The sequence below is a fragment of the Amycolatopsis sp. lyj-109 genome, assembly GCF_046548995.1.
Taxonomy (GTDB): domain Bacteria; phylum Actinomycetota; class Actinomycetes; order Mycobacteriales; family Pseudonocardiaceae; genus Amycolatopsis.
Map to the genome: position 1 here is coordinate 321199 of NZ_JAJPWR010000003.1, position 13317 is coordinate 334515.

Here is a 13317-nt window from a genome sequence, read left to right on the forward strand (position 1 = left end):
TGCGTGCGCAGTCTAGTTGACGCAGGGGACGTCGCCCGCCGTGATCGGCGGCGCGGCGGGGGTGGCAGGAACCGTCGGCGGCTTCGCGGCGGTCGACGTCGGCGCGCCGCCCGGGGCGGCGGCCGAGTTCCGGAGGTCCTTGCCCAGCAGCACGCGCACGTGCCCGGCGGGGATGTCCCGGTCCGGCTCGGCCTGCACGCCCGCGCTCAGCGCCTGCTTGACCAGGGCCAGCGCGGCGTCGTCGGCCGGGTGGTACCGGAGGACGGTGGTGTTGCGGGTGCTCAGCCGCTGGTCCGCGGCGAGCGTGAAACCCTTGCCCTGCAGCATCGTGTGCGTCTGGCCGGCCAGTGACGGCACGCCCGAGCCGTCGAACAGTTCGACCGTGACGGCCTTCGCGCCGGCCAGCTCCGTCGACGTCGGTGCCGCCGGGGTGTCGCCGTCCGACGTCAGCCGCGCCACCTCCGCCGCCACCTGGGCCGGGTCGACGCGCAGCACGTCGGCGCCGCCGATGTTCGCGTTGCCCAGCGTGGGGATGGTGTGGAACTCGATGTTGCCGCCGGTCAGGCCGCGCATCTGCTCGGCGAACTCGGTCAGGTCCCAGCCCTGCGAGACCACGACGGACTTCTTCACCGCCGCCACCAGGTCGGCGATCTTCACCGGACTGGTCAGCACGTCGGTCGAGATCACCTTGCGGGCCAGGCCGGAGAGGAACGCCTGCTGGCGCGCGATCCGGTCGAGGTCGTAGTTGGGCAGGCCGTAGCGCTGCCGGACGAAGGCGAGCGCCTGCACGCCTTCGATCGTCTGCCGCCCGCCCGGCAGGTCGACGCCGGACTTCGCCTCCTTGGCCGGTCCGTTGAGGCAGACCTCGACGCCGCCGATCGACTTCGTGATCTCGTAGAAGCTCGCCAGGTTGACTTCGGCGTAGCGGTCGATCATGCCCGGCTTGCCGATGAACTTCTCGAGCGTGGCGATGAGGTTCTTCCGCCCGGCGACCTTCGCCTGCGCGTCGGCCTCCTTGAGGTCGGTCATGCCCTGGCGCTGCAACGTCCGGTAAGTGTCCGTGTATGCGTAGACGAACGCGCTGTTGAGCTTGTGCTTGCCGAAGCCACCGGTCAGTTCGACCCACGAGTCGCGGGGGAACGAGACCGCGATCGCGTGCTTCCCGTTCTGGGGGATGTGCACGAGCATCATCGTGTCGGTGTTCAGCTCGCCGTCGGAGACGCCGGCGTGCAGCATGTCCAGCACCTCGCGGGGCAGCGGGTTGCCCTGCGCGTCGGTGCGGCTGTCCTGGCCGACCAGGAGGATGTCGATCGCGCCGTCGAGCGGCTTCGCGTGCGCCTCGGTGTCGGCGAAGACGTTCGTGGTCGTCAGGCCGGTGTTCGGGTCGCCGATGTACTGCCAGCCGTACCAGGTCAGGGCCAGGACGGCCACCGACAGCAGGGAAACCACGGCCTTGCCGCCGCGACGGGCGAAGGTCGCGGCACCGCGGCCGGTGTCGTGCCCCCGGCGCGCCGGGATGGGCGGCGCAGCCTGTTCGGTCACGCGCTTCCTCCCCTGAACCCCGTGCTTCCCCCTGGACACCACTGTGTCTCCACCACAGACTCTACTGAGGGTGTTGTGGGACCTCCGTAGGCTGGGGGCGGATTGCCCTGTCCGAGGGCGTGAGGAAAGGCGGGAAGATGCGGGTCCTGGTCACCGGGGGTGCCGGCTTCATCGGGTCGCACTACGTCCGGCAGGTGCTGACCGGCGCCTATCCGACGTTGCGTGACGCCGAGGTGGTCGTGCTGGACAAGCTCACCTACGCGGGCAACGAGGCCAACCTGGCCCCGGTCGCCGCCGACCCGCGGCTGACGTTCGTCCGCGGTGACATCTGCGACACGGCGCTGGTCGTCGAGGTGATGACCGACGTGGACCTCGTCGTGCACTTCGCCGCGGAGTCGCATGTGGACCGCTCGATCCTCGGCGCCGCCGACTTCGTGCTGACGAACGTGCTCGGCACGCAGAACCTGCTGCAGGCGGCGCTGGAAGCCGGCGTCGGCAAGTTCGTGCACGTGTCCACCGACGAGGTGTACGGCTCGATCGAGGAAGGTTCGTGGACCGAAGACCACCTGCTGGAGCCGAACTCGCCGTACTCGGCGTCGAAGGCGTCGTCCGACCTGGTGGCGCGCTCGTTCTTCCGCACCCACGGGCTGCCGGTGTGCATCACCCGGTGTTCCAACAACTACGGTCCGTACCAGTTCCCGGAAAAGGTCATCCCGCTGTTCGTCACCAGCCTGCTCGACGGGCGCAAGGTGCCGCTCTACGGCGACGGGCTCAACGTCCGTGACTGGCTGCACGTGGACGACCACTGCACCGGCATCCAGCTGGTCGCCGACGGCGGCCGGCCGGGCGAGATCTACAACATCGGCGGCGGCACCGAGCTGACGAACCGCTCGCTGACGGAGAAGCTGCTGGAGGCGGTCGGCGCGGGCTGGGACAGCGTCGAGCCGGTCGAGGACCGCAAGGGCCACGACCGCCGGTATTCGGTCGACATCACCAAGATCGGCGAGGAGCTGGGGTACGCTCCGCGCGTCTCCTTCGAGGACGGTCTGGCCGAGACGGTGGCCTGGTACCGGGACAATCGCGCGTGGTGGGAGCCCCTCTCCGGGCGGACCGCGCTGAAGAAGTAGGGAAAGTTTCTGTGCCACTGACGGTGCTTGTGCCCGGGGGTTCCGGGCAGCTCGGCCGGGACCTCGCCGCGCTGGCGTCCCCTTCGGTGGACGTCGTGGCCCCGGGGTCCGCCGAACTGGACGTGACGGTGACGGGCCAGGTGCTCGCCGCGGTCGGGGCATTGGCCGAGCGGGCCCGGGAAGCGGGCTCGCGCCCGGTAGTCGTCAACGCGGCGGCGTACACGGCGGTCGACGCGGCCGAGACCGACGAGGAGCGCGCGTTCGCGGTGAACGCGGACGGGCCGCGCGTGCTGGCGGCGGCTTGTGCGTCCCGGCGGGTGCCGCTGATCCACGTGTCGACCGATTACGTCTTTTCCGGTGACGCATCGGCGCCGTACGAGCCTTCGGACGAGCTGGGGCCGCGGTCGGCGTACGGCCGCACGAAGGCGGCGGGCGAGGACGCGGTGCTCGGGTCCGGGGCGTCTTCGTGGGTGGTGCGGACCGGGTGGCTCTACGGGCGGTCCGGGTCGAACTTCGTGAAGACCATGGCAGCGCTGGAGTCTTCCCGGCCGGAGCTGTCCGTTGTGGACGATCAGGTGGGCGGTCCCACGTGGACGGCCGACCTGGCCGCGGGGCTGCTGGAGCTGGCTTCGCGCGCGGCGGCGGGGGACGGGCCGTCGCAGCGGATCCTGCACTGCACGAACGCGGGTTCGGTGAGCTGGTGCGGGTTCGCGCGCGCGGTCTTCCGGCAGCTGGGTGCGGACCCGGAGCGCGTGCAGCCGTGCACGACGGCGGAGTTCCCGCGTCCGGCGGCACGTCCGGCGTACTCGGTGCTGTCGCCGGCTTCGTGGCGGGAGGCCGGGTTGACCCCGATGCGGTCCTGGGAAGCGGCGCTGGACGCCTACTTCGCCACGGCGTAGGCCCGGATTCAAGCGCCCCAATGTGGCCTTGGTTGCGTCAGACGCACCCAAGGCGGCCTTCGGTGCGTCAGACGCACCGAAGGCCGCCTTGGGGCGCTTGGGCCGGGGCGGGTCAGTGGCGGCCGGAGGCGAGCCGGTACGCGCCCACTGTCAGCTCCGCGCAGGTGCGCCACGTGAAGTTCGCCGCGTGGGCTCGCCTGGACGCCGACGTCGCCACCGCGTGCGGGTCCGTCACCGCGGTCCGCAACGCCTCCGTCAGGCCGTCCACATCGCCGTACGGAACCAGGCTCGCGCACTCGCCCGCCACCTCGCGCAGCGCCGGGATGTCCGTGCAGACCACCGGGACGTCCGAGGCCATCGCCTCCAGGACCGGCAGCCCGAACCCCTCGTCGCGCGAGGGCAGCACCAGGGCCGATGCTCCGGCCACCACCGTGCGCAGGTCCACATCGGACAGATAGCCGGTCTGGAACCTCCGGTCGCCGCGGGGGAACGGGCCGGGGCCCGCGAACACCAGGTCCGGGAGATCGGGGGCCGCCGCGTGGGTGCGGGAGAGCCAGTCCAAGCCCTTGCGCGGGCCCGCCGCGCCCGCGAACAACAGATAACGTGCGGGCAAGCCCAGCCGGGCGCGGCGCTCGTCGTCCGGAGGGCGGGCGGTGAACCACGCCGGGTTCACGCCCAGCGGCGTCACCACGATCTTGTCGCGGGAGACGTCGAGGCGCTCCGCCACCGCGTCCGCCACCGCCGCCGTCGGGGTGCAGATGACGTTCGCGCGGCGGGCGCCGCGGCGGACCAGGGCCGGGAGGTCCTTGTCGCTCGGGGCGAGCTCCTCGGGATTGTCCAAAAAGGCCAGATCGTGGATCGTCACCACACCCGCCGCGCGGAGGCGGCCCGGGAGTACGAAGTTCGTGCCGTGCACCACGTCCGTCGGGCCGGCGAACAGCTCCACCGGCGGGAAGTCCGACCGCAGCCACGCCATCCGCAGCAGCCGCGCCGCCACCGGCATACCGCGGGCGCGCGCGCCGTACGGGAGCACGTGGCGCAGCCGCCGCCAGCCGCGCAGCGTGAACGCCACCGCGCGCGTGTCGACCTCCGGGATCGACACCAGTTCTTCGATCAGCGCGGACGTGTACCGGCCGATCCCGGTGCGCGCACCGAGCAGCGGAGTGCCGTCGAGAAGGACGCTCAGAGACCTAGCCACGGCGGAGCCGTTGCTTCGCCACTTTGAGCACGCGGCCACCGACGCGCCGCGCCAGTTCGGCCGGCCCGCCCGCGTCCAGGTACTCGCGGATCAGGTCGGCGTCCCGCCGCAGCAGCGCCCGGCCGCGCGTCGGCGGCGTCGTCACCAGGTCCGCCGATCCGGGCAGCCGGTCGGCTGCCGGGCGCGGGTCGCGGCAGAACTCCACCAGCGGCTTGAGCGCCTCGGGCCACGCGAACCGCTGCGCGACCACGGCGAGCCGCTCGACGCAGCCCGCGGCGAACTCCTCGTCGTACAACGCCTTTTCGAGCGCGTCGGCCAGCGCGGCGTCGTCCTCGGCCGGGACGACGACACCCAGCCGCTCCGCCCGGACCAGGTCGGCGAAGGCGTCGCCGTCGGTGGTGACGATCGGCAGCCCGGCCCACAGGTAGTCCAGGACGCGGGTGCGGAACGCGAACGTCGTCTCGACGTGCTCGTAGTGCGTGGTGACGCCGCAGTTCGCGTCGAGCAGCCAGTTCTGGCGCTCGTGGTAGGGCACCCACTGCTCGTTGAAGTAGACGTGCTTGCCGGTCAGCCCCAGCGAATCGGCCAGCCGGATCGTCCGCGCGCCGATGTCCATCTCGGCGACCTCGGGGTTCGGGTGCTTCATGCCGAGGAACACCAGCCGGACGTCGCCGCGGCGACGGCGCAGCTTCTCGATCGCGCGGACCAGGGTCAGCGGGTCGAACCAGCTGTACACCCCGCCCGCCCACAGCACGACGTGGTCGGTGCCGCCGATGCCCAGCGACGAGCGCAGCCCCGGCCCGGTGCGCACCGGCGACGCCGGGGGCAGGCCGAAGGGGACGACCGCGAGCAGCGACTGCGTGGTCGGGTCGGCGTCGTAGAGACGCGGCGAGAGCCGGCCCATCGCGGCGAGGTGGCCCAGCCAGAAGTGCCGCTGGCGCTCGGACGCGCAGAGGAAGAAGTCGCCGCGCTCGAGCTGGGCGTCGAGGACGCGGGTGACGCCGGCGAGGTCGGCCGCGCGCTTGTCGTCCGGGACGCCCTTGCCCTGCTCCAGCAGCTCGAGGTGCATCGGGTCGTACAGGTCGGCGACGACGATCTTGCCGCTGTGCTGCTTCTTCAACGACGGTGCCAGTTCCAGCACGTGCCCCTGCAGGACGACGACGTCGGCCCAGGCGATCGGCGCGTCCAGCTCGCGGTGCTTGCCCCCGCTCACCCGGAACGGTGCCGGCGGCGGCGTCGCGAGGGGGTTGGTGGTGACGAGGTGGACGTCGTGCTCGGCGGCGAGCGCGAGGGCGATGTTCCAGGCGCGGATCGCCGGGCCCGCCATCCGCTCGGTGAGCGCGTCGCCGGTGAGCACCAGGATCTTCCGGCGCTGCCCGAACGCCTTCTCGATGCCGAACGCCTCGACGAGGATGTCGTGCGCGGCCAGGTAGCGCGGCAGCGGGTACGCGGGTTCCAAAGCCTTGCGCAGCAGGGGAAGCAGGTCGGCGTCGGTGCGGACGCGGGCGGCCTGCTCGACGGCCCGCGACTCGGCCAGCGAAGGCAGCTGCTCGACGAACTGGTCGATGGCCAGCAGCCCGGCGAGTGTGGTGCGGGGGATCGCGACGTCACCGGACTCGACCGGGCCTGAAGGAGCACCGCCGCGCTCCAGGTCCAGCTGGGTGGCGTCCAGCTCGCCGCGGGCGGTGGCCCGGCGCACGGCCAGGGCGAGCGCCGCGGGCAGCGCGCGGGCCAGCGTCTCGTCGGAGAGGTTCTTGTAAAGCGCGGCCAGCGCGTTGCGCTCCAGGAGGAAGGTCTCGCGGCCGGTTTCCGGCGCGTCGACCGACGCCATCGTGGCGTGGTGGCGGTGGAAGGTCAGCGATTCGGGGACGTACCGGACGCGCCAGCCGCGCAGGTTGAGCCGCCAGCCGAGGTCGACGTCCTCGTAGAACATGAAGAACCGTTCGTCGAACCCGCCGAGCTCGGCGAACACGCTCGCCCGGACGAACAGCGCCGAGCCGGTGCCGAACAGGACGTCCTTCGCGACCTCGTGCTCGGCCGCCGGGACGTCTTTCAGGGGCGAGCCGGCGTGGCGCTTGTAGCCCATGCCGAACCAGGTCAGGCCGCCGTCGACGAAGTCGGTGCCGGTGCCGTCCCAGTCGAGGACCTTGCTGGCCACGGCGGCGACGCGGGGCTGGGCGCGCAGCTCGGCGACGGCGGCGGAGACCCAGCCGGGCGCCGGGCGGGCGTCGTTGTTGAGGAAGGCGAGGACGGTGCCCTTCGCGTGCTTCGCGCCGAGGTTGCAGCCGCCCGCGAAGCCGGTGTTGCGGCCGGCCTCGACGAGCTGGGCCTGCGGGACGGCCTCGCGGATGCGCGCGGCTTCGGCTGCGGTGGCCGAGTTGTCGACGCAGATCAGCTCGAGCTCGGCGTAGTCGTGCTCGGCGAGCGCGCGCAGGCAGGTGATCGTGTCGTCGGCGCCGTGGTAGTTCACCACGATCACCGAGACGAGCGGTTGCGGATCCCCCTGCGCCAAAGCCAGCTCCTCGTCGTCGATCCTGGCGCAAGCTTAAAGGCCTGCCCATGCCTCCCAGACCGCGCCTCGGCCGAGCGCCGCGCGGCGGGTGATCTTGCGCCGGGTCAGCAACGTCGCTGGTAGCCGCAAGGCCACTTCGGCCAGCACGCGGCAGCGCAGGCCGAACCGGAAGTTCGCCGCCGCCGGCCGCCCGGGACGCAGCGGCAGCACCGCTGTCAACACGGCGAAGCGGAGCAGCTGGTTCACCGCGACGCCGCGGGGCGCGCAGCGCAGCAGCATGAGCAGCCGGTTGCGCTCGTTCCAGCGGTGGAACTCCGGCGAGCCCAGCTCGCTGCTGACGCCGTGGGCGTGCCGGACGCGGGCGGCCGGCGCCGGGATGACGTCCCACCCGGCCAGCCGCAGCCGCCACGCCGTGTCGGTGTCCTCGTAATAACAGAAGAATTCCGCCGGGATGCCGTGCACGCTGCGTAGGGCGTCGGTGCGGAGCAGGGCCGCGCCGCCGCAGAAGCCGAACACCTCGCCGACGGGCTCGGCGACGTCGGCGCCGTGGCCGTCGGCGGTCAGCCGGACGCCGGCCGACTGCGTGGTGCCGTCGGGGCGCACGAGCAGCGACGTCGCCGCGGCGGCCAGCGGCGCCTTCCCGAGGGTGTCCTCCAGCGTCGCGAGCCACTCCGGTTCGGGCTCGGCGTCGTCGTTCAGCCACGCCATGAGCGGGGTCGAGATCCGGCCGATCGCGACGGCGAGGGCGCCCGCGTAGCCGGTGTTGCGGGGGAGCCGGAGTACTTGCGGGTGCGAAGGATGGGCCGCGAGCAGGGCGGCGGTGCCGTCGGCGGAGGCGTTGTCGACCACGAGCGTCCGATGTGGACGCGTCTGCGCGGCGAGCGCGTCGAGGCAGGCCGTGATGTGCCCGGCGCCCCGCCAGGTCACGACTACCACCGTGGTGGCGGGATTCGCGGTCACGTCCCGCACAATAGCCGCGTGCCCGAACTGGTCGTGCTCGCCGAGCAACTCCTCGCGCCCGTGCCCGGTGGCACCGGGCGCTACACGGCCGAACTCCTGCCCGCGCTCGCGAAGAGCGCGCCGCCGGGCTGGACGGTGTCCAGCGTCGTCGCGCGGCACGCCGAGGTCGACGCCGCCCGCGTGTCCGGTGTCGAGGGGCCGCGGGTGCTGCGGGTCCCGCCGCGGGTGCTGGTCGCCGCGTGGCAGCTGGGCCTGCGCTGGTGGCCGGGCGGCGACGCGGTGCACGCGCCGACACCGTTCGCGCCGCCGCGGGCCCCGGCCGGGAAGACGCTGAGCGTGACCGTGCACGACACCGTGCCGTGGACCCACCCCGAGACGCTCACCGCGCGCGGGGTGAGCTGGCACCGGTCGATGATCGCGCGGGCGGCGCGGCGGGCGTCCGGGCTGGTCGTGCCGACGCGGGCGGTCGCCGACGAACTGGCCGTGCTCGTCGACGTCGACGTTCCGGTGCGCGTGGTGCCGCACGGCGTGCGGGTGCCTGCCGGTTCGGCCGAGCTGGACCTCCCGGCGCAGTACGTGCTGGCGGTCGGCACGATCGAGCCGCGCAAGGGCATCGACGTGCTGGTCGACGCGGTCGCGGCGCTGGAGGGCACGGTGCTCGTGCTGGCCGGCCAGCAGGGCTGGGGCGGCGTCGATCCGGTGGCGCTGGCGCAGGAGCGCGGCCTGCCCGCGGAGCGGCTGCGGGTGCTGGGCAAGGTGACCGACGCCGAGCTGGCGACCGTGCTGCGCCGCGCCGACGTGCTGGCCGTGCCGAGCCTCGCCGAAGGGTTCGGGCTGGGCCTGCTGGAGGCCATGGCGGCCGGGATCCCGGTGGTGCACACCGACGTCCCGGCGCTGGCCGAGGTGGCGGGCGGGGCCGGGCTCATGGTGCCCCGCGGGGACGCCGCGGCGCTGGCGGCCGCGCTCCGCGAAGTGCTCGGTTCGCCGTCGAAGGCCGCGGAGCTGACCCGGTCGGGGCGGGAGCGGGCGAAGGCGTTCACCTGGCGTCGCGCGGCGGAGGCCGTGTGGGCGATCCACCGGCGCGCGCACGACTGACGGGCACGACTGACCAGCCCGGTTTGCCAGTTCCTCACCATGGCCCGGGGGTGCCGCCGTACTCTGCTGGGGTGAGCGACGACCCCCGGGTGCTGATCGACGCGACCGCGGTTCCCGCGGACCGCGGCGGCGTCGGCCGGTACGTGGATTCGCTCGTCGCCGCCCTCGACGCGGACGGGGCGCGGCTCACCGTCGTCTGCCAGCCCCGCGACCTGCAGCTCTACGATCGGCTGGCGCCGCGCTCGCGGGTCGTGCCCGCCTCACCGGCGACGACCACCCGCACGGCCCGCCTGACGTGGGAACAGGCGACCCTGCCGCGGCTGACCCGCCGCCTCGGCGCGGACGTCGTCCACTCGCCGCACTACACGATGCCGCTGGCGACGTCGGCCGCGTCGGTGGTCACGCTGCACGACGCGACGTTCTTCACCGACGCCGTCCTGCACTCGTCGGTGAAGGCCCGCTTCTTCCGCGCGTGGACGGCGACGGCGTTGCGTCGCGCGACGCTCTGCGTGGTGCCTTCGGCGGCGACGGCCACCGAGCTGGCCCGCGTCGGCCCGGTCCGCCACGCTTCGCTGGAAGTGATTCACCACGGCGTCGACAGCGAGCGCTTCCACCCGCCGTCTCCGGCGGAGGTCGCGGCGGCCCGCGCGGCCGTCGGCCTGGGGCGGACACCGTACGTGGCGTTCCTGGGCGCGCTGGAGCCGCGGAAGAACGTGCCCGCGTTGATCCGCGGGTTCGCGCGAGCGGTCGCGGGCCGCCCGGACGCGCCGGCGTTGGTGCTGGCGGGTCAGCCGGGCTGGGACACGCAGGTGGAGCGCGCACTGGACGCGGTCCCGCACCGGCTGCGCGTGATCCGGGCGGGATATCTGCCGTTCGGCACGCTGGCCGGCTTCCTGGGTGGTGCTTCGCTCGTCGCGTACCCGTCGCTGGGCGAGGGGTTCGGGCTGCCGGTCCTGGAGGCGATGGCCTGTGGGGCGTGCGTACTGACCACGCGCCGGCTGTCGCTGCCCGAGGTGGGCGGTGATGCGGTCGCGTACTGCGGAGTGGGCGCGGGAGACGTCGCGGCGGCTCTGAGCGAGCTGCTGGCGGACCCGGGCCGGCGGGCCGAGCTGGCCACGGCGGCGCAGCAGCGGGCCAAGGAGTTCTCGTGGGCCACGACGGCGGAGCGGCACCGGGAGGCGTACGCGAAGGCCTGGTCCCGGCACCTCCGCACCCGCTGAACTGTGATCCCAGGGTCGACACGCGTGATTCCCGGGTCGACACGCGTGATCCGAGGGTCGACACGGCGGGGGCCAGGCTCGTGCGGCGTGTCGACCCTCGGATCACGCGTGCCGGCTTCCTGATCACGCGTGTCGGCGCTTCCGTCACCCGCTGATTTCCTCCGTCGTGCTGCTGGGCCGGGGCACCCGATTCACCCTCGGTGACGCGTGGACAATGGCCGGGTGACTGAGCACTCCCGCTATGGCGACGATGTCGGCGTCGTGACCGTGACCTACTTCTCCGAGGACACCATCGAGCGGTTCCTCGACACCCTCGAAAAGGCCACCGAGCGCGAGGTCAAGGTGGTCGTCGCGGACAACGCGTCCGTCGAGGGCGCCCTCGAGCAGGTCATCGCCGACCGGGCGAACGTCCAGCTGCTCACCATCGGGGAGAACGTCGGCTACGGGACCGCCGCCAACCGGGGCGTCGCCGAGCTCGATGACTCCTACGGGTGGGTCGTCGTCGTCAACCCGGACCTCGAATGGGAGCCCGGGTCGCTCGATGCGCTGCTCGAGGTGGCCGGGCGCTGGCCGCGTGGGGGTGCCTTCGGGCCGCTGATCCACGACGTCGGCGGCACGGTCTACCCCTCGGCGCGGCTGCTGCCGTCGTTCGGGCGCGGGATCGGGCACGCCGCTTTCGCGAAGGTCTGGCCCGGCAACCCCTGGACCAAGCAGTACCGGCAGGAGACCGGCACCCCGGCCGAGCGCGTCTCGGGCTGGCTGTCCGGCTCGTGCCAGCTGTTCCGCCGGGAGGCGTTCGACTCCGTCGGCGGCTTCGACACGCGTTACTTCATGTACTTCGAGGACGTCGACCTCGGCGACCGGCTGGCGAAGGCGGGCTGGCTGAACGTCTACGCGCCGTCCTCGCGGGTCACGCACGAAGGCGGGCACTCGACGTCGCAGGCGTCGAAGAAGATGCTCGCCGCGCACCACGCCAGCGCCTACCGCTACCTCGCCGACCGCCACCAGGGGCTTGCCTGGAAGCCGGTGCTGGCCGCCGTGAAGCTCGGCCTCGCACTGCGGCTGAAGCTGGAAACCCGCTAGATCCCGTCGAGCCGACGGGAAAGGTCGGACTTGCCGATGTTCTGCGTCACCGTCGGCACCAGGCCGGTGTCCTCCGGATCGGGCTCCTTCAGCGGGCTCGTGATCTGCTCGGCCTGGGGCCGGCGGGACAGCGGCGTGGGCATCGGTGTCGTCGGCGACGGCATGCTCAGCGGCGTCGTCTGCTGCGGGCGGCGGCCGCCCTGGACCTCCATCCGCCGCGTCGGCGCCGAGCCGGCCAGCGGGTGGTCGTTCTCCTCGATCAGCGACGCCGGCAGCTGCGTGGTCGTGTCGGGGTCCTTGCTGCGGTCGAGCCCGTCGATCTGCGCGCGCGGGATTTGCTGGGTGTTCGACGAGTCCATCGGTGACGTCGCGCTGTCGGGTGTCACGACGAACACACCGCGCGCCTGGGCTCGTGCGAGCAGGGCGTCCGCCCGATCGCGGGGGTCCATCCCCTCGGCCTCCCGACTGACCCGGGGCCCTCTGGGGAAAGGCCCGCCTGTTTCCTGTCTAGGGTAGGCCCTCCGGGCTACCTCCGTCAGGGTTTCCCGCGGCTTGTCGCTCAGCGGTGCGTGATAAAAGAGGAGATTTCCGTGACGTCCGAGGTCCGAAGCGAGGCTGTCGACGCCGTCGTGCTGGTCGGGGGCAAGGGCACCCGCCTCCGTCCATTGACCCTGTCGGCGCCGAAGCCGATGCTCCCGACTGCCGGGACGCCGTACCTGAGTCACCTGTTCTCCCGCATCCGTGAGGCCGGTATCCGGCACGTCGTGCTGGGCACGAGCTACCGGGCGGAGGTGTTCGAGGAGTACTTCGGCGACGGCAAGTCCATCGGCCTGGACCTGGAGTACGTGGTCGAGGAGGAGCCGCTCGACACCGCGGGCGCGATCCGCAACGTGTACGACAAGCTGCGTGCCGACCACGTGATCGTCTTCAACGGCGACATCATCTCCGGCTCGGACCTCGGCGAGCAGCTGCGCATCCACCGCGAATCCGAGGCCGACGTCACACTGCACCTGCAGCGGGTGCCGGACCCCAGCCGGTTCGGGTCGGTGCCGACCGACGAGACCGGGCGTGTCCAGGCGTTCCTCGAGAAGACGCCGAACCCGCCGACCGACCAGATCAACGCCGGCTGCTACGTCTTCCGCCGTCCGGTGATCGAGGCCATCCCGACCGGGCGGCGGGTGTCGGTCGAGCGCGAGACGTTCCCGCAGCTGCTGGCGCAGGGCGCGCACATCCAGGGGTTCGTCGACGAGTCCTACTGGCTGGACGTCGGCACGCCGGAGGCGTTCGTGCGCGGCTCGGCCGACCTGGTGCGCGGCGTGGCGCCGACGTCGGCGCTGCCCGGCCGTCCCGGCGACTTCCTCGTCCTCGACGGCGCTTCGGTGGCCGAGGACGCCCAGCTCAGCGGCGGTTCGACGATCGGCGTCGCCGCCGTGGTCGGCTCGGGCGCGAAGATCGACGGCTCGGTCCTGTTCGACGGCGCGGCGGTCTCCGAGGGCGCGATCGTCGAGCGCTCGGTGCTCGGCCACGGCGCCCGCGTCGGCGCCGGCGCGGTGCTGCGCGGCGTGGTGCTGGGCGACGGCGTGTCCGTCGGCGCCGGCTGCGAGCTCCTGGACGGCGCCCGCGTGTGGCCGGACGTCGTCCTGCCCGACGGATCCGTCCGGTTCTCGAGCGACGCGTAGCC

The 13317-nt window shown here is 72.8% G+C and carries 11 protein-coding genes; 6 read left to right on the forward strand and 5 right to left on the reverse strand.

Going from position 1 to position 13317, the window contains the following annotated elements:
* Positions 1-12: 12 nt before the first annotated feature.
* Entirely contained in the window at positions 13-1542 is a 1530-nt protein-coding gene (locus ACLJQF_RS08935; protein WP_410607746.1) for an LCP family protein, read from the reverse strand.
* A 137-nt stretch (positions 1543-1679) separates the two neighbouring features.
* Here ACLJQF_RS08935 and rfbB point away from each other — a divergent pair, with 137 nt between their 5' ends.
* Both rfbB and rfbD read left to right on the forward strand, forming a co-directional pair.
* On the forward strand, positions 1680-2669 hold the full coding sequence (gene rfbB / locus ACLJQF_RS08940; RefSeq protein WP_410607747.1) for a dTDP-glucose 4,6-dehydratase: 990 nt from the start codon (positions 1680-1682) through the stop codon (positions 2667-2669).
* A gap of 11 nt (positions 2670-2680) precedes the next feature.
* Positions 2681-3568 carry a dTDP-4-dehydrorhamnose reductase gene (gene rfbD, locus ACLJQF_RS08945; RefSeq protein WP_410607748.1) on the forward strand — a complete coding sequence of 296 codons (888 nt, stop codon included), beginning with the start codon at positions 2681-2683 and terminating at the stop codon, positions 3566-3568.
* Between the two features lie 112 nt (positions 3569-3680).
* Here rfbD and ACLJQF_RS08950 read toward each other — a convergent pair whose 3' ends face one another.
* Genes ACLJQF_RS08950 through ACLJQF_RS08960 form a run of 3 tightly spaced genes read right to left on the reverse strand, consistent with a single transcriptional unit; the run spans position 3681 to position 8247 of the window.
* Positions 3681-4766, reverse strand: coding sequence for a glycosyltransferase family 4 protein (locus ACLJQF_RS08950; protein WP_410607749.1), 1086 nt, complete (start codon positions 4764-4766; stop codon positions 3681-3683).
* Positions 4759-7278, reverse strand: coding sequence for a glycosyltransferase (locus tag ACLJQF_RS08955; RefSeq protein ID WP_410607750.1), 2520 nt, complete (start codon positions 7276-7278; stop codon positions 4759-4761). Before ACLJQF_RS08955 ends, ACLJQF_RS08950 begins: the two co-directional genes overlap by 8 nt.
* A 33-nt stretch (positions 7279-7311) precedes the next feature.
* The gene (locus ACLJQF_RS08960; protein ID WP_410607751.1) at positions 7312-8247 is read right to left on the reverse strand and encodes a glycosyltransferase family 2 protein; all 936 of its coding nucleotides are present in this window, start codon (positions 8245-8247) and stop codon (positions 7312-7314) included.
* 9 nt (positions 8248-8256) lie between these two features.
* Here ACLJQF_RS08960 and ACLJQF_RS08965 point away from each other — a divergent pair, with 9 nt between their 5' ends.
* The 3 genes from ACLJQF_RS08965 (at position 8257) to ACLJQF_RS08975 (ending at position 11636) form a co-directional block, all read left to right on the forward strand.
* A complete protein-coding gene (locus tag ACLJQF_RS08965) occupies positions 8257-9333 on the forward strand; it encodes a glycosyltransferase family 4 protein (RefSeq protein ID WP_410607752.1) in 1077 nt (358 codons plus the stop codon).
* Between the two features lie 89 nt (positions 9334-9422).
* The gene (locus ACLJQF_RS08970) at positions 9423-10553 is read left to right on the forward strand and encodes a glycosyltransferase family 4 protein (RefSeq protein ID WP_410607934.1); all 1131 of its coding nucleotides are present in this window, start codon (positions 9423-9425) and stop codon (positions 10551-10553) included.
* A 222-nt stretch (positions 10554-10775) separates the two neighbouring features.
* Positions 10776-11636, forward strand: coding sequence for a glycosyltransferase family 2 protein (locus ACLJQF_RS08975; protein ID WP_410607753.1), 861 nt, complete (start codon positions 10776-10778; stop codon positions 11634-11636).
* On the opposite strand, the gene ACLJQF_RS08980 is transcribed toward ACLJQF_RS08975, so the two are convergent.
* Positions 11633-12085, reverse strand: coding sequence for a hypothetical protein (locus ACLJQF_RS08980; protein ID WP_410607754.1), 453 nt, complete (start codon positions 12083-12085; stop codon positions 11633-11635). The genes ACLJQF_RS08975 and ACLJQF_RS08980 overlap by 4 nt on opposite strands.
* A gap of 141 nt (positions 12086-12226) precedes the next feature.
* Between ACLJQF_RS08980 and ACLJQF_RS08985 the strand changes: the two genes are divergently transcribed.
* Positions 12227-13315 carry a sugar phosphate nucleotidyltransferase gene (locus tag ACLJQF_RS08985; RefSeq protein ID WP_410607755.1) on the forward strand — a complete coding sequence of 363 codons (1089 nt, stop codon included), beginning with the start codon at positions 12227-12229 and terminating at the stop codon, positions 13313-13315.
* Positions 13316-13317 lie beyond the last annotated feature (2 nt).